Annotated in this window: 19 protein-coding genes; 17 read left to right on the top strand and 2 right to left on the bottom strand. The window is 65.7% G+C overall.

Going from position 1 to position 20997, the window contains the following annotated elements; genetic code table 11:
* The first annotated feature begins 157 nt into the window (after window positions 1-157).
* The 12 genes from R2K23_RS22415 (at window position 158) to R2K23_RS22360 (ending at window position 12916) form a co-directional block, all read left to right on the top strand.
* A complete protein-coding gene (locus R2K23_RS22415) occupies window positions 158-1651 on the top strand; it encodes an aldehyde dehydrogenase family protein (RefSeq protein WP_316512702.1) in 1494 nt (497 codons plus the stop codon).
* On the top strand, window positions 1648-2739 hold the full coding sequence (locus R2K23_RS22410; RefSeq protein WP_316512701.1) for an NAD(P)-dependent alcohol dehydrogenase: 1092 nt from the start codon (window positions 1648-1650) through the stop codon (window positions 2737-2739). Before R2K23_RS22415 ends, R2K23_RS22410 begins: the two co-directional genes overlap by 4 nt.
* Before the next feature lie 80 nt (window positions 2740-2819).
* A complete protein-coding gene (locus R2K23_RS22405; protein ID WP_396893674.1) occupies window positions 2820-3671 on the top strand; it encodes an MlaE family ABC transporter permease in 852 nt (283 codons plus the stop codon).
* 1 nt (window position 3672) lies between these two features.
* Complete coding sequence (locus R2K23_RS22400; protein WP_316512698.1) at window positions 3673-4530, top strand: MlaE family ABC transporter permease; 858 nt, start codon at window positions 3673-3675, stop codon at window positions 4528-4530.
* Window positions 4531-4583: 53 nt separating this feature from the next.
* Window positions 4584-5993, top strand: coding sequence for an MCE family protein (locus R2K23_RS22395; protein ID WP_316512697.1), 1410 nt, complete (start codon window positions 4584-4586; stop codon window positions 5991-5993).
* The gene (locus R2K23_RS22390) at window positions 5990-7030 is read left to right on the top strand and encodes an MCE family protein (RefSeq protein ID WP_316512695.1); all 1041 of its coding nucleotides are present in this window, start codon (window positions 5990-5992) and stop codon (window positions 7028-7030) included. The genes R2K23_RS22395 and R2K23_RS22390 overlap by 4 nt, the downstream gene beginning before the upstream one ends.
* A 5-nt stretch (window positions 7031-7035) precedes the next feature.
* Window positions 7036-8067 (top strand): MCE family protein, encoded by a 1032-nt coding sequence (locus tag R2K23_RS22385; RefSeq protein WP_316512693.1) that lies wholly within the window; start codon window positions 7036-7038, stop codon window positions 8065-8067.
* Window positions 8064-9164 (top strand): MCE family protein, encoded by a 1101-nt coding sequence (locus tag R2K23_RS22380; RefSeq protein ID WP_316512691.1) that lies wholly within the window; start codon window positions 8064-8066, stop codon window positions 9162-9164. Before R2K23_RS22385 ends, R2K23_RS22380 begins: the two co-directional genes overlap by 4 nt.
* Before the next feature lie 134 nt (window positions 9165-9298).
* Window positions 9299-10276 (top strand): MlaD family protein, encoded by a 978-nt coding sequence (locus R2K23_RS22375; RefSeq protein WP_316512689.1) that lies wholly within the window; start codon window positions 9299-9301, stop codon window positions 10274-10276.
* Window positions 10273-11538: an MlaD family protein gene (locus R2K23_RS22370; protein ID WP_396893672.1), complete on the top strand. Its 1266-nt coding sequence runs from the start codon at window positions 10273-10275 to the stop codon at window positions 11536-11538. The genes R2K23_RS22375 and R2K23_RS22370 overlap by 4 nt, the downstream gene beginning before the upstream one ends.
* A 20-nt stretch (window positions 11539-11558) precedes the next feature.
* Entirely contained in the window at window positions 11559-12122 is a 564-nt protein-coding gene (locus R2K23_RS22365; RefSeq protein ID WP_316512685.1) for a hypothetical protein, read from the top strand.
* A 185-nt stretch (window positions 12123-12307) separates the two neighbouring features.
* Window positions 12308-12916 (top strand): DUF3298 domain-containing protein, encoded by a 609-nt coding sequence (locus R2K23_RS22360; RefSeq protein WP_316512683.1) that lies wholly within the window; start codon window positions 12308-12310, stop codon window positions 12914-12916.
* On the opposite strand, the gene R2K23_RS22355 is transcribed toward R2K23_RS22360, so the two are convergent.
* A complete protein-coding gene (locus R2K23_RS22355; protein WP_316512681.1) occupies window positions 12913-13953 on the bottom strand; it encodes a LacI family DNA-binding transcriptional regulator in 1041 nt (346 codons plus the stop codon). The two genes, R2K23_RS22360 and R2K23_RS22355, sit on opposite strands and share 4 nt — an antisense overlap.
* Before the next feature lie 782 nt (window positions 13954-14735).
* Here R2K23_RS22355 and R2K23_RS22350 point away from each other — a divergent pair.
* From R2K23_RS22350 to R2K23_RS22330, 5 genes are read left to right on the top strand one after another with little or no spacing between them, the layout of a single operon-like run.
* Window positions 14736-15392: an aryl-sulfate sulfotransferase gene (locus R2K23_RS22350; protein ID WP_316512680.1), complete on the top strand. Its 657-nt coding sequence runs from the start codon at window positions 14736-14738 to the stop codon at window positions 15390-15392.
* 2 nt (window positions 15393-15394) lie between these two features.
* Window positions 15395-16183 carry an ABC transporter permease gene (locus tag R2K23_RS22345; RefSeq protein ID WP_316517495.1) on the top strand — a complete coding sequence of 263 codons (789 nt, stop codon included), beginning with the start codon at window positions 15395-15397 and terminating at the stop codon, window positions 16181-16183.
* 1 nt (window position 16184) lies between these two features.
* Window positions 16185-16964, top strand: coding sequence for an ABC transporter ATP-binding protein (locus R2K23_RS22340; protein ID WP_316512679.1), 780 nt, complete (start codon window positions 16185-16187; stop codon window positions 16962-16964).
* 11 nt (window positions 16965-16975) lie between these two features.
* Window positions 16976-17956, top strand: a complete 981-nt coding sequence (locus R2K23_RS22335) for an ABC transporter substrate-binding protein (protein WP_316512677.1) — start codon at window positions 16976-16978, stop codon at window positions 17954-17956.
* A gap of 40 nt (window positions 17957-17996) precedes the next feature.
* Entirely contained in the window at window positions 17997-19289 is a 1293-nt protein-coding gene (locus R2K23_RS22330; protein ID WP_316512676.1) for an MFS transporter, read from the top strand.
* 4 nt (window positions 19290-19293) lie between these two features.
* Here R2K23_RS22330 and R2K23_RS22325 read toward each other — a convergent pair whose 3' ends face one another.
* Complete coding sequence (locus tag R2K23_RS22325; protein WP_316512674.1) at window positions 19294-20943, bottom strand: acyl-CoA synthetase; 1650 nt, start codon at window positions 20941-20943, stop codon at window positions 19294-19296.
* Window positions 20944-20997: the final 54 nt, after the last annotated feature.

Genomic DNA, 20997 nt, shown 5'->3' with positions numbered 1-20997 from the left:
GGCGGGGCTAACGAGCATGCACCACTGTATTGACCCCAAGCATGCAGCTATGTATGATGGCGGTGTGTGATGCGGCCGATGTCAAACCCGCACTGTGATGCCGACAGCCGATTGCGGCGAAGTGGATTCCGCAATCCAGACCCCGGAAGACCGAGATATGAGTCCTGCCGATACCGCCCGGATGACGATCGGCGGCCACGCCGTGGACAGCCCGGACCGTTTCGTGGTGATCGACCCCGCCACCGAGGAGCCGATCGGCTTCGCGCCCGATTGCCAACCCGAAACATTGGCCGGCGCGGTGGCGGCGGCCGAGCAGGCGTTTCCGGTTTGGCGTGCGGACGACGACGCGCGATGCGACGCGCTTCGTGCATGCGCCGCGATGTTGCTGAGCGAGGCGCGCACCATCGCACCGCTGCTCACCGCCGAACAAGGCAAACCGCTGGCGAGTGCCCACCTCGAGGTGGTCGCCGCCGCCACCTGGTTGAGCTACTACGCCGATCTCGAATCGGAACCGACAACGTTGCGCGATACCCCCGACAGTCGAGTCGAGGTGCGTCGACGGCCATTGGGTGTTGTCGGGGCGATCACTCCCTGGAACTGGCCTCTGGTGCTCGCGACCTGGAAGATCGCGCCCGCACTTCGAGCCGGGAACACCATGGTGCTCAAGCCGTCACCATTCACCCCACTTTCGACCCTGAAGATGATCGAAATCTTGAACGCCGGCTTACCGGCCGGCGTGCTCAACTCCGTGTCCGGTCTCGAACCCCTGGGCGCACGCCTCGTCGATCACCCGGCGGTTCGCAAGATCAGCTTCACCGGCTCCACCGCGACCGGGCAGAAGGTGGCCTCCGCGGCGGCCCACCAGATCAAGCGGGTGACGCTCGAACTCGGCGGGAACGATCCCGCAATCGTTCTTCCCGACGCCGAACCGGAAGCCGTTGCCGAAGCGATCTTTTGGAGCGCATTCGAGAACAGCGGTCAGACGTGCGTCGCGATCAAACGCGTTTACGTGCATGAGTCGATTCATGACGAGCTGGTCGAGTTGCTGGCTCACCTCGCCTCCTCGGTGCCAGTGGGTCCCGGGTGTGATCCCGGCGTTCGCCTGGGACCGGTGAGCAACCGTCCGCAGCTCGACCGCGTAGTGGAACTCGTCGATGATGCGGTCGCAGCCGGTGGCGCAGCGGTCGCCGGCGGCGGGCGCCGACCCGGTCGCGGGTACTTCTTCGCGCCGACCATCATCACCGGAATCGACAACGGGGTTCGGCTGGTCGACGAGGAGCAGTTCGGGCCGGCGCTGCCGATCATCAAGTACCGGCACACCGAGGACGCCATTGCACGTGCCAACGGCACCTCGTTCGGCCTGGGCGCATCGATCTGGACATCTGATCCGGTTGCGGCGGTGCCGATAGCTGAGCAGCTGGAAGCCGGAATGACCTGGATCAACCAGCATGCCGCGGTGACACCCGACCAGCCGTTCGCGGGTGTGAAATCCAGCGGACTCGGCGTCGAGAACGGGCCTTGGGGGCTCGATGAATTCACCGATATCCACGTGCTGAGTCGTACGACACTGGCGGCCGCCGAGCAGCAGCGGCAGGCCATCGCAAGTGCGGCCCAGCAGCTCTCCACCGGTACGGCGGGGGCGACGTCATGAAGGCGACAGCAGCCGTGGTCCGGACACCCGGAGGCCCGTTCTCCATCGAAGAACTGGATGTGGCGGACCCGAGCGCGGGCGAAGTGATCGTCGACTTCGTAGCGACCGGCATCTGCCATACCGACCTGAGCGCGGCGCAGGTACTTCCGATGGCGGGTCCGGTCGTCTTGGGCCACGAAGGCGCCGGAATCGTGGCGGCGGTCGGATCAGGTGTCGACGATGTCGCGGTGGGTGACCGTGTCGTCGCGAGTTTCAGTGCCTGTGGCAACTGCACGCCGTGTCTATCCGGTCGGCCTGCGTACTGCCGCGATTTCATCTCGGCGAATGTGAGCGCCGGTCGTGCAGACGGCACGCACGGCTTCACCGACAGCAGCGGCAACGCGGTCGGCAGCCACTTCTTCGGGCAATCCAGTTTCGCAAGCCGCGCGGTAGTACGTGCCGGCAATCTGGTACCGATCCCGGATACCGTTCCGCTGGAAATCGCCGGCGTTCTGGGATGTTCAGTCCAAACCGGTGTCGGCGCAATCATTCAGGCACTGCGCCCGTCGGCGAACTCGTCGGTGATCATCACGGGTACAGGTGCGGTAGGGCTGTCAGCGGTGATGGGGGCGGTGATTGCGGGGTGTCACCCGATTGTCGCCGTGGATACCTCGCCCGTCCGGTTGCGCACGGCGCGGTCGCTCGGCGCGACACACACCCTCGACGGGGCCGCCCCCGATGTCGAGGAGGCCGCGCGTGCCGTTGCCCCGGACGGATTCGACTACGCACTGGATACCACGGGAGTCGCTGCGGTGATTCGCCGTACCGTCTCCCTCCTGACGACCAGTGGGACTTGCGGACTGGTGGGACTCGCCGATCAGGAAGTGTCATTCGGCCTCGGCGACCTGGTCGTGGGTCGCACCGTTCGGGGAATCATCGAAGGGGACGTGGTGCCACGAACTTTCATTCCCAGGCTCACCGAACTCTGGCGTCGCGAATCGCTGCCGTTCGACACCCTCTTGACCTCCTACCCGATAACTGAGATCAACGCTGCCGTAGCGGATCTGGCAGCAGGGCGCGCGACCAAAGCCGTCCTCACCTTTCCGTAGCCGTAGTGCGCTTCTTCCGGTCGACCAGTCTGTGCGAGATGGGATGTGACGATGCACGTTTGGGGGTGCTCCCGTTGACGATCACCGAGAATGTGAGCGGCGGCAGATCCGCGGTCCGAGAGATCCAAGACTGGGGCCGCCGCTATCTGCGTTCGCATCCTCGGCAGTCCCTGGACACGCTCGGTGGCCAGGTGTTGCTTGCCGCCCGCACCCTCCGGTATCTGGCGGAGGATGTCGTCAAGCGTCGATTTCAGGGGCGTGAGTTTGTCCAACAGGCTGCGTTCATGGCCGGGACTGCGTTCGTGCCCACGCTGTTCGTCACCATTCCGATCGGCGTCACGCTGTCCATCCAGTTCAGCTTGCTTGCCGGTCAGGTTGGCGCGACATCATTGTCGGGCGCCGCGACGGGTCTGGCGGTGATTCGCCAAGGTGCCCCACTGGTGGCCGCAATTCTGCTCGCAGCTGCCGTGGGCTCGGCCGTCTGTGCCGATCTGGGGGCCCGAACCATGCGAGAAGAGATCGACGCGATGGAAGTGATGGGCGTATCGCCCATTCAACGACTTGTAGTGCCCCGGTTCGTTGCGGTGATTCTCATCGGTGTCACCCTCACGGGGCTGACGTGCTTTGTCGGGTTCATCGCGGGATATCTGTTCAATGTCTATCTACAAAACGGCACGCCGGGCTCTTTCGTCGCAACATTCGCCGAATTCGCCACCGTTTCCGATCTGGTGTTGGCGCTGTTGAAGGCCGTCGTCTTCGGCGCCATCGTCGCAATAGTGAGTTGTTACAAGGGATTGGACACCCGTGGCGGCCCAGCCGGGGTCGCGAACTCGGTGAACGCCGCAGTGGTGGAGTCGATTCTGCTGTTGATGGTCGTGAATGTGGTGATGACCCAGCTCTATGTCCTGATCTTCCCGCGCGAGAGTTTCTGAGATGGCAACGGCCACATATCGTCCGCCCGGCGCCCGGGCCGTCCTGCAGGCTGTCGAAGCCCTGGCCCCCGCCGCCGGCAAGTTGGGGCATATCGTCTACTTCTTCGGCCGGACGCTGGTGTCGATGCCGACGACGGTCCGACGGTATCGGCGCGAGTTCATGCGCACGCTTGCTGATATCACCTGGGGAAACGGTTCGGTTATCGTCGGCGGCGGCACCCTCGGTGTCGCCCTGGTCCTGGGTGCCACAGCGGGCGCACTGATCGGCGTCGAGGCATACAACGCTCTGGACCTCCTCGGACTGGGCCCGGCCACCGGGCTGATCTCATCCTTCGTGGGTACTCGGGAACTTGCGCCGGTGATGGTGGGGCTGGCCTTCACAACTCAGGCGGGTTGTCGCTTCACCGCCCAGATAGGTGCGATGCGGATCAACGACGAGATCGATGCCTTGGACACCATGGGCATCAACTCCGTTTCGTATCTGGTCACCACCCGGATCACCGCAGCGATCGTGGCCGTGATTCCGTTGTTCCTGGTCTGCCTGGTCGCGGCGTACCTCTCGTGTCAGTTGGTGGTGGGGATCGCGTCCGGTCAGGCCAGCGGTACCTACATGCACTACTTCTCGATGTTCGTCAATGCTGCGGACGTGATCGCGGCTACGTGGAAGGCGGCGTTGTTCGTCTTCGCATCGGCAACGATTCAGTGCTATTACGGGTATTTCGCGGCAGGCGGTCCCGCCGGAGTGGGGATCGCCGCAGGCCGTGCGATGCGGGCGAGTATCACCACGATCATCGTCTTGAACATGTTGATGACGATGACGTTGTGGGGTGTCGATTCAGGCGCGAGGTTCGGGGGGTAGACATGCCGAACTCATTCGACTCGGACAGCCGGGGACCGTCGAACACCAAGCTTGTGGTGATCGGCTTGTGCTTTGCGATGGTCGCCGCGATCGCAAGCGTCTCGGCGGTGGCGAAGTCGCGCGGCGACCTGGACCGGGTCCTGCGGGTGAGCGCCGAGTTGACCAACGTGGGTGACGGGCTGCCGGAGAAATCCGATGTCAAATTCCGGGGCGTGCTGGTGGGACAGGTGTCCAAGGTCGAGACGACCCCGATGGGTCAGCCCAACACCGTCCACCTGCAACTGAAACCGGGCCTCGCTGCGGGGATCCCGGGCAACGTGACGGCGCGCGTGGTGCCCTCCAACATCTTTGCAGTGTCGTCCGTGCAACTTGTGGACAACGGCGACGGCGCAGCGCCGCTTCGCTCCGGCGCCGCCATACCCGAAGACACCAGCCTGCCGACGGTGCTCTTCCAGACGACGCTGAACAAATTCAGAAAAGTGTTCGCAGCCTTGGCCGGACAGCCCACCGAGCGCGGAGTCGGACTGCTGGCCACCCTCTCCGAGGCCACTCATGGCCGCGGCGACTCGATCAGGGCTGCCGGTCGCGACCTGAAAGAGATTGTCACCGAACTTGATACGGTGCTGAGCGACGGGTCGGACGCCTCGACCATCGCCGCACTCACCGAGGCGACGGATGCCCTGCGGGACGCGGCTCCAGAGCTGTTCGATGCGCTCGATCGGGGGGTGCGGCCGATGCGGACGTTGGCGGAAAAACGAGAATCCGTATCCAGTTTCCTGGCAGCTGCAACACATACATCGCTGGCCTTGGCAGAATCATTCGAGAACCAGACGGACCGATTGATCAACATCACCACTCAGTTGACGCCGGTAGTGGGAGTGCTCGCAGACAACGCCGAGCAATTCCCGATGATCGCCGGCCGCATCCAACGGCTCAGCGAAAACGTGCTGAATGTGTACGATCACGAAACTCGGCAGTTGACGGTGAAAACCATCTTGAGTCTTACGCCGACGCGTTCATACGTCAGGGCGGACTGTCCCCGCTACGGTGAGCTCTCCGGTCCCAGCTGTGAGACGGCCCCGGAGGTGCCGGCCGCGCCGCAGCTGTATCCCGCCCTGGGGTCGATGGGGATTGCGCCGCCGGCGGGCGTATCCGAGAACCGGCCCAATCACGCACCGCCGCGGGATTCGACGCGCCATGGCGGCCAGATTCCCGGCGGTCGGCCGCCGGGGGCCGCGGAGTCCGTTCCGCAGCCCCCTGCCGCGGTGGAACCGGTTCCCGATGCCGTCCCGAAATCCGCCGGGATCGGAGGCAACGTCGGACCCGTCGGCAGCGCTCAGGAGGGTCGGCAGCTGAGCATGATCACGGGGACGGTGGCCAGCCCTGCGACCCACCTGTTGCTGGGTCCGGTCGTGCGTGGATCGACCGTTCATCTGTTGCCGGAGAGCGGAGGACACTGGTGAGTTACCGAAAGCCGTTGATCGGATTGTGCCTGTTTCTGGTCGTGACGACGGTTGCCACCTGGATGGTGTATGTCACCCTCAGCCGCGAAATATCCGGCAGCACTGCGACGTACAGCGCTCATTTCACCGATGTGACCGGATTGCAGCCCGGCGACGATGTGCGCGTTGCCGGGGTACGGGTGGGCCGGGTGGATGACGTCGAACTGGACGGCACAGTGGCCGAGGTGACCTTCAAAGTCCAGAACGAGCAGGTGCTCTACGCGAATACGGTCGCATCGATCATGTATCAGAACATCATTGGTCAACGCTACCTCGGGCTGTCACCCGGCGTCCGGCCCAGCGTCGAGCCGCTGCCGCCAGGGAGTGTGATCCCGTTGGAACGCACGGAGTCGTCGTTCGACATCACCTACGTGCTGCGCGGATTCGAACCGCTGTTCGCCCTGCTCGACCCCGAACAGGTCGACAATCTGACCACAGCGATCATTCAGGCGTTCCAGGGAGACAACGGCTCGTTGCTGACGCTGATCACCGAAACCTCCTCCCTGGCCGAACTTCTGGCAGGTCCTGACCGGCTGCTCGACGAGATCATCACCAACCTCAATCAAGTGGTGACCAATCTGGCTGAGCGCAACAGTGATCTACAAACCGTGATCGCCCGGAGCAGCGACATCCTGGTCGGGCTGGAAGCACGTCGTGAGGATCTGCGCACCTCGGTCGGGTCGATCAACTCCGCGGTCGGCCGGCTCGCAGAAATCAGCGGGGCCGTTTACCCAGACTTACGCGAGTTCGTCACCCGTGAACCCGGTCTGGCAGCTCACCTCGCGGGCGAAGGCAGGGAACGGTTCGCTTTCTACGGCGCGAACATGCCCCTCGTTCTGAAGGGTTTGGCGCGGTTCACCCAGGAAGGCGCGTACGGAAACATCTACGCCTGCGACATCACCTCGAACCTTTTCGCCTTCCTGGCCCGGCTCATTCCCGACGTCGTTCGGCACGCCACTCCTGGCAACACCATCAAGCACTCCCCGGTATGCAGGTAGGAAACATGCTCGAGAAACTGAAGCCGCAACATCCTGGTGGGGACCACAACAAGACCGGCATCGGCGTCATCGCCCTGCTGGTGATCTGCGGATTGGTTGGCGCGGTCCTGCTGGTCGGCGGCCTCGGCCTGGGAAAGACCCGTTACCAGGCCGAGTTCGTCCAGGCTGCTCAGCTGCGTGCCGGCGATCCGGTGAAGATCGCGGGAGTAACGGTGGGTGCGGTAGCAGAGCTGCACCTTGCCGACGACCGCGTCGTTGTCACGTTCGATGTCGACAACAACGTCCAACTCGGCGCTGACACCGGCGCCGGAATCAAACTCACCACGCTGCTCGGATCGCGCTACCTGGAGTTGTCGCCCGGAACCAGCGGTGACCTGGCCGAAGGAAGGATCCCACTCGCCAACACCACAGTGCCGTACGACCTCCAGCGCACCCTCGCGAATGCGACCACCACATTCGAAAAGGTCGATGCGGACCGGATCGCCCAATCGCTGACCACCCTGTCGCAGAGTCTGGACGGCGTACCCGAGGCGCTACCCCAGGCGCTGACCAATCTGCGCTCGCTGTCCGCGATCGTGGCCGAGCGACGTGACCAGCTCACGACGCTGCTGGCCAGCACCGACACGTTGACCACCATGATCCGGGACCAGAAGGCCAGTATCGGCGCGTTGATCCTTCGGGGGCGCGATCTGCTCGCCGAGCTCACCACGAGACGTGAAGCGCTGCAACACCTGTTCGCAAGCGCGACGGCACTGGTCGACACCTTGAACAAGGTGCTGGGCGACCGCCCTGAGCTCGACGTGCTGCTGACGAGCGTCGGGGAGTTCGCCGATATGATCGCCTCGCACGATGCGCAGTTCCGAAACACGTTGCAAGTACTGCCGATTCCCATGCGCAACATCGCCAACTTGACAGGTAGCGGCACGGCCGCGGATGCCACCCTGCCTGCCGGGCCGCTGGTCGATTCCTGGATGTGCGCCATCAGCGGTCGGGCCGAACAGTTCGGCCTGGTGGAATATTTCAAGGACTGCGAATGAAGCGCACACTGATCGGCGCCGCATGTCTGCTGGCGGTCCTCGCCGCCGGAACGGCGTTCACCGTCCTGCCACACGATCGGCCCGGTCCCATGGTGGTCACGGCACATTTCCAGGACGCCGTAGGGCTGTACCCGGGTAACTCGGTGGCGGTGCTCGGCATGCCGGTGGGCTCGGTGCGACGTGTCGAGCCGAAGACGACCTATGTCGAGGTCGAACTCGAGATCGACCCGGAGGTCGAACTACCCGCGGACGTGAACGCGGTCACCGTCTCCACCTCCATCCTGACCGATCGGCATGTCGAGTTGACACCCCCCTACAGCGGGGGGCCGAAGCTGCGAAGCGGTGATGTGCTGGGGCCGAACAGGACCCGCACACCCGTGGAATTCGACCGCACCCTTGCGATGATCCAGAAGCTGGCAAGTGCGCTCAAAGGCGACAGTTCGGGGGGTGGTCCGGTCGCGGACCTGATCTCCATCGGCGCGGAGATGACGGACGGCAACGGCGTGGATCTTCGCGCCACGCTCGACGAACTCTCCCAGGCTTTACGTCTGGGCGCCGACAATGGAGCTCAGAGCCGACAGAATATCCGGGCGGTTGCCGAGAACCTCGCCGATCTCTCGCAGGCGGCGGTCGAGAACGACACCGTGATCCGCGAATTCGGTGCGCACGTGCACCAACTGAGTGAGATTTTGGCCCAAGAGGAACTTGGGAGCGGATCGACCGGCGCCAAGATCAACGAAATCCTGGATCAGGCAACTGTTTTGCTCGAAGGTAATCGGAACACCCTGAGTGGCTTCGTGACCGACTCCGAAGCGATCAGTCGGGCGATGGTCGACTACCGACGGGAGCTGGCCGAATTCTTCAACGTCGCCCCGCTGGCGCTCGACAATGTCTACAGCGCTACGGACCCGAATGCCGGGGTGATCAGGGTCCACGCGCTCGCCGACAAGATCATGTTCAACAGCCAGTTGGGCAAAGAGATCTGCAACTTGATCGGGAAGAAGCAGCTGGGCTGCGCCACCGGTACTTTGCGCGATTACGGGCCGGACTTCGGTATCACCGGGATGTTGGAACTGATGGCGGGAGTGGGCCCGTGAAACTGAGGAGTCGTGGGTTACGCGGAACCACTCGCACCGCGTCGATCCTGGCTGCGGCCGGCCTGGTGTCCGGATGTGCGATGGGCCTCGAAACGCTGCCGCTCGTTGCGCCGAGTGGATCCGATACTTACCCGTTGACCGCCGTCTTCGAGAACGCGTTGAATCTGCCGGAACGGGCGAAGGTGAAGTTCCAGGGCGCGGATATCGGCGAAGTCGAGTCGATCCGGGCGCAGAACTTCACGGCGCAGGTGAAGATGCGGATCCGCCCGGAGGTGCGTATCCCGGCCGGGGTCACGGCCGAGTTGCGTTCGGCGACTCCGTTGGGCGATCTGTTCGTGGCAATTCAACCTGATCCCGCTGCTGTCGGTGCCGTCGCAGTCATGGACCCCGGCGGCACCATCGACGTGCCGTCGACGAGCGGTGGTGCAACGATCGAAGAGGTGCTCAGTTCGGCGGCCCTGCTGGTCAACGGCGGCGTTGTCAGGAACTTGACCGCACTGGTCAACGGAGCGGGCGCGGCAGTGGGCGGCCGCGGAACGAACGTCGCCGAGCTACTGCAAAGGACCAACACATTAGTCACGCGACTCAACGACCGGTCCGCCGAGATCCGCACCGTGCTGGAAAGCACCTCCGCCCTGGCCTCGACAGTGGCCGCGCGCCAGGATTCGCTCAACTCGGCAATCGCGGTAGCAGGGCCGGCCACCAACGTCCTCGCCGACAACACCGGACAGTTGATCGATCTGACGACGACCGTCGCACGCGTTACCGCCCAGCTGGGTCGGTTCCCGTCATTGCAAGGTGCCGACACCCGTAGCCTGATCGCAGATATCAACCGCTTGTCCGAAGCGTTCAACGAAGTTGCGGTTGATCCGGAACTGTCGATCACGCCGCTGAACCGGGTTCTGCCCATCATCCTCGACATGGTGGGGTCAACCTCGTTGCGCGGTACGGCCGATGTCGTCCGTATCGCGCTGGGTTCGCTACCGGATATGAACTACCCGGGTGATCCGATGATGCACGGCCCGGACGGAACCGATTGGCACTCGATGGTCGCCAGCCTGCGGTACGAATGGAACCTGTTGTTGGACAAGATTTACGGACCGCGCCAATGAGATCTGCGCATCCCGTGGAAGTGTTCGCGCGTGGGGTCGTCGATGCGACGCGGTTCCTGGCTGCCAGACGTTCTCTCGTTGCTTTCGTCGGTCTCCTGTTGGTGGTCGCCCTTACGGCCGGGTACGTGGTCGTGGGTGCCCTCCGGCTGAATCCAGCCCGTAAACAGATCGCTGTGGAGGTACTGCTGTCCCAGTCCGGTGGACTGCTGCCAAACCAGGACGTGACGTTGCGTGGGGTACCGGTCGGGCGAGTTCAGACCGTCGACTTCACCAAAGATGCGGTACGGGCCGTTGCCGTGATCGACGGCGATGCCCGCATCCCGGTCGGAACTCCGGTGCGTGTCTCCGCCCTGTCGCCGGCCGGTGAACAGTACCTGGATTTCCGCCCGCGCACCGACAGCGGACCCTTTCTCATCAACGGCAGCATCATCGACGAGCAAGAGACAGCAGTGCCGGTGCCGTTCGCAGATCTGCTCGCCGACGCCGAAGGGTTGCTCCATCAGGTCGACCCGGAGAAGGTCAGCGCGATCATGCGGGAATTGCGCGTCGAAAGTACCGGTCCGAAGAAGCTCGCCGCATTGCTGGACGGTGGAACATTCCTGATCTCCACCCTGGATTCGGTTCTGCCCGAGACGATCAGCGTCATCCGGAACAGTCGGGTGGTCTCGACGACCATCGCAGCGGGAAGATCGGCACTACAGAGCACCACCAGGAACATCGATGACATCCTCGGCGGGGCGGATCGCATGGATACGGGTTTTCGTCGCCTCGTCGACACCGGTGGCGCACCGCTGCACCAACTCGACGCTGTGATCGCCGACAATTCCGAGACGATGATCCAACTCTTGGGCAATCTGGTGACGATCGCCCAGCTGTCCTATGTACGGGTTCCGGCGTTGAAGGCGTTGTTCCCCGATACTCGGGGATCGATGTTGGAAGCCGTGGCTGGCGCCATCCGTGATGGTGGTGTGTGGGCTCTCGTCGACCCCTATCCACGATATGGCTGCGACTACAACCTACCGCGTCACCCACCCAGCCAGGCCGACTATCCGGAGCCGTATCTCCATACCTACTGCGATAATCCGGACCCATCGGTGTTGATACGAGGTGCGCGGAACGCTCCCCGCCCGCCCGGTGATGATACGGACGGTCCGCCGCCCGGGTACGACCCGTCGGCGACCACGGATCCGACGCCCGTCGGTCGCTACACCATCCCGTTGCCGTACGGCGGTCCGCCGCTGCCACTGGAACCGCCCAATTGATCTGCACAGTAGGAGACACGATGTCGGACCGAACGACTCAGGATGTTGTCGACCAGCTCCACGACTCCGAGGAGAGTCGAGGCGCGCAGCAGAATCGCAGATCCGATTGGGCCCGCCGGGTTCTCATCGGTGCCGGCGCTCTGACGTTCACCGCTGCCGTCGCGGCTGCCGGATTGTTGGCCTGGCAGGTCAAGCAGCACCACGATCTCGAGTCGGCCGGTATTGCCGCGCTCGACACCGCTCGGAACTATGCAGTGACTCTGACCAGCGTGGACGACGGCAACATCGATGAGAACTTCGAGCAGGTGCTGGACGGGGCCACGGGAGAGTTCAGGGACATCTACGGTCAGTCCTCGGCGCAGCTCCGGCAGGCACTGGTGGACAACGCGGCGGTCAGCCGCGGCACAGTGGTGGACGCGGCGGTCAAAACCGTGACCGCTGATGAGGTGGAGGTCCTGATCTTCATCGATCAGTCGATCAGCAACCGCATCGATCCGGGGCCCCGCATAGACCGGAGCCGAATCAGCATGACGATGGAACGTATCGACGGACGCTGGCTCGCCAGCAAGGTCGACGTCAAGTAGGGGCCATGCGGATCAGAAGTGCCTGGGCGCTGGGAGGATGGCTGTTGTCGATCCTGTGCAGCACGCCCCTTGCGAACGCGAATCTAGCCACTGACTGCGAGGCGGTCCTGGGTGCCGGCTGGTCAGTGGCGGGCGACGGAACGTGTCGGACCGAGGTCACCTCGGTCCGAAATGCCACCACCACAATGACCGCACGGCTGCCCACCGCTCTACTTGCACGGTCACCGTCGGGGCCGATCCTTCGGAACCACCTCGGTGGACGTGCCGATCAGTGGCGCGTGACCGCTCACGATATGGTGCGCGACGCCCAATATCGGCTCGGCTATCAGCAATTCACCCGAGACACAGTCACGTCGGTGGTGTTCGAGGAGTCCTGGCGGACCGTTGGCATGAACCCCAACCGTGCGTTCCAGACGTTCACCTTTGATCTCGCGGCCGGCCGACAACTGGAACTGGTCGACCTCTTCCGGCCCGGCGTCGACCCACTGACTGCCCTGCCGCCCCTCATCCGTCCCTACCTGGAACCAGCGCTCGATGCCGCACCGCCGACCCATGCCCCTGGCACCTACCCGTTCACGCCCGAGGAATGGCGGCCGCAACCCGACGGGTCGGGATACTCCGGGCAGTACCGCGCCTTTGCGGTGACCCCCGACGAACTGATCCTATACTTGCCGGATGTCCCGATGACGCACGAAACACCCTGGCCTCGTGACAGGTTCGTGTGGTCCATGGACGGAGGGACGGTGATCGTGAGGGTTCCGCTGAGCGCCTTGAGCTCGATCCTGGCGATCTAGTGAATCCGACCGCCGAACTGAGTTACACAACCGCAACTTTCGGCCGGCACCAGCCGCACCGGTACGCGCGGTGAGGTGGTCGCGGGTGCCGGCGAGTGCTGCGGCGACCCCGCCGAACTGATGGCACGACGGGCGAGTTCGTCCACATCCTGCTGCACCGCGGTCAGGGTGATCAGCCCGTACTTGTTGCGGGCATCGGCGTCGAAGCCGACCACCGGCACGTCGGCGGGCACCCGCAGCCCCGCATCGGCCAGCGCCCGCAGCACCGGCGCGGCCTGAAAGAATGTCCCGACGATCAGGCCGTCGGGCGCGCCGTTCGCGCGGATGTCGCCGCGGACCGCGCGGTAGGCCGAGTCGAGCGTGAGGTCGGTCGCGATGTGCCGAACTGCGGCGCCGACCACCTCGCGGTAGCCCTCGAAGCGTTCCCGCACGGTGTCTCGATCACCGTGCAGGACATGCTCATCGGTGAAACCACCGACGAACGCGATCGAGGCGCGGCGGTGGGTGTCGATCAGGTGCTGCGCGGCCAACACCCCGGCCCGGACGTGATCCGAGCACACCGCGTGCGGTCCGTCGGCGTTGCGGTTGTGGTGTACCCAGATCAGCGGGACGCGACCGTCGCGGCACAGCTGCGCGACGGCCCGGCCATCGCACACCCCGGCCACCAGGAGGCTGTCGACACCCGCGTCGACGAAGGAGCGCGCCAACTCGCGTTCCACCCCGACCTCGAATCCGGTGTTGCCGGTCAGCACGAGTTGGCGACGGCGCCGCGCCTCGGCCTCGATCGAGGCCGCCAACGTGGCGTAGAACGGCAGGGTCAGATCGGGAATAAGCACACCGAGCTGTCCCCAGTCGCTGCGGCGGCGCAGATCGCGGGCGTGCCGGTGCGGTCGGTAGTCGAGTTCGGCCACCGCCTGCAGCACCCGGACACGCAGTCCGTCGGAGACGGGTTTGGAACCCGGATTCAACACATAGCTGACCACCGCCGTCGACGTACCGGCCCGGCGGGCCACATCGACGATCGTCGTCCGCTTCACACGTACCCCTTCGAAATGGCCGACCCCGTGGCGACAGTAGACGCAGACCATCGTCGTTCTAATCGTTTAGATCAGGTCGATCGCAAGGGTGGGATGACGGCGGCCGGTGCGGGAGATTGCGTGCATGGCATTGGTTCAACTCAGCGGCGTCACCTATCACGATCCGCAGCGGTCCCACCACGGATTCGTCCTCTTCACCGGGGCCGACGGCACCACCCGGCTGATCGACCTGACCGGGGCGGTCCGCAACGAGTGGCCGCACGCAGGCGTGCCGGCGCGGGTCCTCGACCCCGCGCTCAACGGCGGGCGCCGCGGCGACATCGGCGTGCAGCTGTCCGTCCTGCCGGAGTCGCAGGGCGGGATCTACGCCAACCGCACCGTCGGGCAGCTGACGTGGACCGGCGAGACCGTGTGGGAATGGGGCGCGCAGGCGCCGGGCGGGGCGGCCCGGCAGAACCACGACTGGGAGCTGCTGCCGAACGGCAATTACCTGCTGCTGGTGACGATCCCACGGCAGGTGCCCGAGCTGGGTGCCGCCGTGATCGGCGATCAGGGACTCTACGAGGTCACCCCGGCCGGCGACATCGTGTGGGAGTGGCGGGCCGGGGACCACCTCACGGAACTCGGGTTCTCGCCCGAGGGCTTCGAGCAGCTGCGACAGGCATCCCAGCGCGACCCCGAAAACCCTTGGGGCTATCTGGAACTCAACAGCGCCAAGACTATCGGACCCAACCGGTGGCACCGGGCGGACCCGGACACGGTTTTCCAGCCCGATCAACATCGTGATCAGCGCCCGCAAGGCGAACATCATCGCGGTGATCGACCGGCGCACCGGCGCCATCGCGTGGAAACTCGGGCCCTACCTGCCGGCCACATCGGGGGCCGAGCACCAGCGAATCAACACCCATCACCTGCCCCGCCCGCTGGACCAGTTCTCCGGGCAGCACAATCCGCACTTCATCGCCGACGGGCTGCCGGGTGCGGGGAACCTGCTGGTCTTCGACAACCAGGGCGGCGCCGGCTATCCGCCGGCACCGCTGGGAATCTACGCAGGCTCAAGGATTCTGGAGATCGACCCCGTCACCGAGACCATTGTGTGGCAGTACACCTCCGAGGATTCCGGCCAGCCGTCCTGGAGCTTCTTCAGCTCGTTCGTCAGCAACGCGCAGCGGTTGCCCAACGGGAACACTTTGATCACCGAGGGCATGCAAGGCCGGATTTTCCAGGTCACCCCGGACGGCCGGATCGTCTGGGAGTACCTGAGCCCGTATGAGGGCAAGGGCGTCGCCGGTGAACCCGAGGTACAGACCGTGCGGGTTCCGGGTGTCGATCGGCTCAGCCGAACCCGGCTGGTCTACCGCTCGCAGGCGGTGCCGACGGACTGGGTGCCCGCCGGGGTGCCGAACGCGACCGAGGCGATCGACCGGCGGCGACCTTGAGCGTGCTCACCAAGCCGGTGTCCGCGGCCGGCGCCCGGGCCGGGCGCGGGGCCGGCCTCGCGGCCGGCGTGGTGATCGTCGCGTTGGTCTGGTCGGCGGTCGCGGCCATCGGGGTCTTCCCGCGGGCGTTGTTCCCGACCGCCGCCGACATCGGCACCGCGGGCTGGAAGTTGTTGGTGGGGGGCGATCTCGGTCCCGACATCGCCGCCAGTATGACGCGCGCGCTGCTCGGCCTGGGTATCGGTGCGTTCGCCGGATTCACGGTGGCGGTGGCGACGGCATCGACCGCGGTCGGGCGCACCGTGCTGCAACCGGTCCTGCGGTTGTTCGCGCCGATCCCCACCATCGGGTTGGTGCCCTTGGCGATCCTGTGGTTCGGGCTCGGTGAGGAAAGCAAGATCAGCGTCGTCGCGCTCGGGGTCTTCGTCCCGGTCTGGATCAACAGCCATGCCGGCCTCTCGACCACCCCGGCCGACTTCCTGCAGGCCGCCCGTTGCCTCGGCGCCTCGCGCTGGCACACGCTGACCAGGATCGTGATCCCCGAAGCGGGCCCGGACATCGTCGCCGGACTGCGGGTGGGAGCGGCCATGGCGTTCGTCCTGATCGTGGTCGCCGAGATGACCGGAACCACCCACGGGCTCGGCTACCGGATCTACCAGTCGCAGTTGTTCTCCCAGGCCGACCGGCTGATCTTCTGCCTGATCGTGCTGGGCATCGTCGGTGCCCTGGTCGACCAACTACTGGCCCGTCTCACCACGCCGGTGACACGCTGGGCCGCTCAGGAGCGATGAGATGACCTTGCGCGCAGAGGGTTTGGTGGTTCGTCATCCAGGCCAACAGGCGCCGTCGCTGAAGGGCATCGACCTGGCGTTTCCCGAGGGGTCCTTCACCGTGCTGGTCGGACCCTCGGGTTGCGGCAAGACCACCCTGCTGTACTGCCTGGCGGGTCTACTCGCGCCGACCGACGGCCGCGTCACCGACGGCACCGAGACCGTCCAACGCCCGGATCCGCGCCGCGGCATGGCGTTTCAGCGCGACATCCTGTTTCCCTGGATGAGCGTCGAGGCCAATTTGAAGTTCGCGCTGCGTGCCCGTTCGGTGCCGTCGCGACTGCGAGGCGACCGGGTGCGGGATCTGCTGGCCGCCGTCGGCTTGTCCGACCGGGTGGCGAAACAGCAACCCAACCAACTCTCCGGCGGGATGCGACAACGGATCGGCCTGGCGCGTCTGCTCGCCGGCGAGCCCGAAGTGATGCTGATGGACGAACCGTTCGCGGCCCTCGATGCGCAGACCCGGTTGCGGATGCAGGACCTGGTGGTCGATCTGTGGTCCAGCACGGGCCGCACCGTGGTGTTCGTGACCCACGACGTCGACGAGGCCATCCGGCTCTCCGATCGGATCGTGGTACTCGCCGACGGCAGTGTGCGCAGCGCGGTTGACAATCCGCTGCCGCGGCCACGGCCCGCGGACCGGCTGGCCGACCTCGCCGGCTACAGCGACCTTCGTCGGTGGCTGCACAACGAACTCGGGTCGGACACGGCCGATTCCGTCGCACCCATGTCAATCAGTTAGGAACACAACAGATGTCAGTCCTGAATCGGAGAGCCATCGCGGCCCTCGTCGTCGCCGCCGCGGCCGCGCTGGGCGGTACCACCGCCTGCACGACGCAGTCCGACGACGCCGACGGCAAGCTCATCGTCGGCTTCGTGGTGGATCCGTCCTGGTCGCACATCCCGGTGGCGCAGCAGGCCGGCTACTTCGCCGACCGCGGCCTCGACGTCGAGGTGGTGAACTTCTCGACCGGAGTCGAAGCGTTGCAGACGCTTACGGCGCGCCAGGTCGACGTGACCACCGCGGCGGCCGTGCCCACCTCGGCCGCGGTGGTGAAGTCGCCCGAGTTGCGGGTGGTGGCCGACGGCGCGCGCTGGAACGGTGGGCGCATCGTCGCGCGCAGGGATTCCGGGGTGGCCCGCCTGGCCGACCTGAACGGCAAGAAGGTCGGCGCGCCCCAGGGCACCAGCGGGGCTTTCTTCGCCGACAGCGTGCTGGCGCAGGCCGGCGTCACCGCGCAGCAGGTCCAGGTGGCACCGTCGGCGATCGTCACCGCCGCGACCCAGGGCAACGTCGACGCGGTCTCGATCTTCCAGCCGTACCAGGCGCAGGTCATCGCCGCGCTCGGCGATGACGCGGTGGTCCTCGAGGAAAGCGGCGGCAGCTTCGTAGACCATTGCCTGTACCTGACCACCGCCGCGACGGCCACCGACAAGGCCGAGGACCTGAGCGCGTTCTTCGCCGCGCTCGACGCCGCCGGTGCGGATCTGGCCGCCGGCACCGAGGGCAGCGTCGCGGCGGTCTCAGCGGCCACGCAACTGGATCCGGCGCTGGTCAGCGGTGTGCTCGCGGAGTACGACTTCGCGTTGGAACTGCGGCCGTCGCTGGCCGAGGAACTCGCGGCCAAGGGCGCGTGGGCCAAAAAGGCCGGCAACATCGACGCGAGTGTCACGCTGCCGGACTACGGTCAGTTCCTCGACGCACAGTTCCTGGGGCAACCGGCACCGGCCTGACTTGTAAACTGCCCTCTCGGTCGATGAGAGGATGGTTTCCATGACGCAGGTCAGCGAGCCGAGCACCGTTACCCTGCGCAAGGTCATCATCGGGGCGTCGGTCGGCAACGCCGTCGAATGGTTCGACTTCGCCATCTACGGCTTCCTCGCGACGTTCATCGCGGCGAACTTCTTTCCCGAGGGCAACGACACCGCGGCCCTGCTGAACACGTTCGCGATCTTCGCTGCAGCGTTCTTCATGCGGCCGCTGGGCGGATTCGTCTTCGGTCCGCTCGGCGACCGCATCGGGCGGCACCGGGTGCTGGCGCTGGTGATCTTGCTGATGTCGGCGGCCACGCTGGCCATCGGGTTGCTGCCCACCTACGCCGCGATCGGGGTGGCCGCGCCGCTGCTGCTGCTGTTGATGCGCTGCCTGCAGGGCTTCTCGGCCGGCGGCGAATACGGCGGCGGCGCAGTGTATCTGGCCGAGTTCGCCGAGGAACGCACCCGCGGCCGGACCATCACCTTCATGGTGTGGTCGGGGGTAGTGGGCTTCCTGCTCGGTTCGATCACCGTGACCCTGCTGGAGGCGGGGCTGTCGGCCGAGGCGATGAACAGCTACGGCTGGCGGATCCCGTTCCTGATCGCGGGCCCGCTGGGCCTGGTGGGGCTCTACATCAGGCTGAAGCTCGACGACACCCCGGAGTTCAAGGAGCTCAGCGACAACGACGAGATCGCGACATCGCCGTTGCGGGAGTCGATCCGGACATCCTGGCGGCAGATCCTGCAGGTCATCGGGATGTTCGTGATCTTCAACGTGGGCTACTACGTGGTGTTCGCTTATCTGCCCACGTACTTCATCCGAACCCTGGAGTTCTCCGAGACCGGCGCCTTCGTCTCGATCACCGCGGCCTGCCTGGTGGCGATCGTGCTGATCCTGCCGCTGGCCGCGCTCTCGGACCGGATCGGCCGGCGGCCCATGCTCATCGCGGGGTCGGTGGGCTTCGCCATCTTCGCCTATCCGCTGTTCCTGCTGCTGAACTCGGGCTCGCTGGCCGCGGCGATCGCCGCGCACATCGGGCTGGCGATCATCGAATGCATCTACATCTCGGTGGCAGTCTCGGCGGGCGTGGAGATGTTCGCCACCCGGGTGCGCTACAGCGGGTTCGGCGTGGGGTACAACCTCTGCGTCGCGGTGTTCGGCGGCACCACGCCCTACATCGTCACCTGGCTCACGGCCTCCACCGACAACCCGATCGCGCCGGCCTACTACATCGTGGTGGCCGCGGTGATCTCGCTGGTGACCGTGCTGACCGTCCGCGAGACCGCGGGCAAGCCACTGGTGACGGCCTGAGTTTTCAGGCCTCGGCGGTGGCGACCGACTTGGCCCAGCGGTAGTCGGCCTTGCCCGCCGGTGAGCGCACCACCTTGTCGGTGCGGATGAAGCTCTTCGGCACCTTGTACCGGGCGATGCTGCGGCTGCAGGTCTGCACGAGTTCCTCGTCGGTGACCGACTTGCCCTCGGCCAGTTGCACCACCGCCACGACCTCGTTGCCCCAGCGCTCCGACGGCCGACCGACGACGACGACGTCGTAGATGCTGGGATGGGCGGCAACGGCCCGCTCGACCTCCTCGGCGAAGATCTTCTCCCCGCCGGAGTTGATGGTCACCGAGTCGCGGCCGAGCAACTCGATCCGGCCATCGTCGAGGTAGCGGGCCTTGTCGCCGGGCACCGACCAGCGCACGCCGTCGATGGTGGGGAAGGTGCGCGCGGTCTTGGCCTCGTCGCCGAGGTAGCCCAGCGGGATGATGTCGCGGCGGGCCAGCCAGCCCTCCTCCCCGCTGCCGGGGGTCAGCACGCGGTCGTAGTCGACCGAGACCACGGCGGTGTCGGCTTGCGGGTTGAACACCGCCGACGGCACCTCGTCGGAGGCGACGGTGTTCATCTGCTGGCCGGCCTCCGAGGAACCGACCGCGTCGAGCAGCAGCACGTGCGGCAGCGCCGCCCGGATGCGGTCCCGCACCCCCGGTGACATCGGTGCGCCGCCGTTGGTCACCGAGATCAGGCACGAGAGGTCGTAGCCGCCGGCCTCGATCTCGTCGATCAACGGGCGCGCCATAGCGTCGCCGACCACCGGAATGCTGACGACCTTCTCCCGCTCGATCAGCCGCAGGATGTCGGCCGGGCGCAACCGCTCGACGTCGTCGGGAATCACGATCCGGCCGCCCATGGTGACGATGTTGTAGGCCGCCCACTGCGCGGCGCCGTGCATGAACGGCGGCAGCATCAACAGCGACATCGCGCCGCCGGCGAGCTTGGCGCGCTCGGCCAGCTCCGCATACGACCCCAGCGGGGCGTCGCTGCCGAACGGCCGCCCGCCCATCGCCGAGATGAAGATGTCGTGCTGGCGCCACAGCACGCCCTTGGGCATGCCGGTGGTGCCGCCGGTGTAGAGGATGTAGAGGTCGTCGGCGGAAACCTGCGGCAGGGACTCGGGAGCGGTTGTGCCGGTGATGGATTCGTAGTCGACGGCGCCGGGCAACAAGTCGTTGCCGGACTCGTCGGCAACCTGGATGAGCAACCGCAGATCAGGCAGCCGGTCACGGATGGCGGCCACCCGCGGCGCGAACTCGGCGTTGTACGCCAGCGCCGTGGCCCCGCTGTCGGTGAGGAGGTAGATCAACTCCTCGTCGACGTAGCGGTAGCTGACGTTGAACGGCGCCACCCGGGCGCGGTAGCCGGCGATCATCGCCTCGAGGTATTCGTTGCCGTTGCGCAGGTACAGCCCGAGGTGGTCCTGGCCGCTCTCGTGTCCGCGCAGTTGGGCGCGCTCGGTGTGGCAGCCCAACCCCGCCGACGCCAGATAGCGCGCGACGCCGTCGATGCGCGCCTCGCCCTGGGCGAAGGTGAACCGCTTGTCCCGCCACACCAGGTACTCCTGGTCGGGCAGCTCGGCGGCCACAGTGGAGAACACCGTCGACAGATTGAACTCCACCTGGTTGCTCACTGGTCTACCTTCCTGAGGTCAGCGCTTCTGGATGAAGCGTTGATGCACCCGAGG

This window comes from Mycolicibacterium sp. MU0050, from assembly GCF_963378085.1.
Classification (GTDB): Bacteria; Actinomycetota; Actinomycetes; order Mycobacteriales; family Mycobacteriaceae; genus Mycobacterium; species Mycobacterium wendilense.
This window is presented reverse-complemented; position numbering and strand designations above follow the sequence as displayed.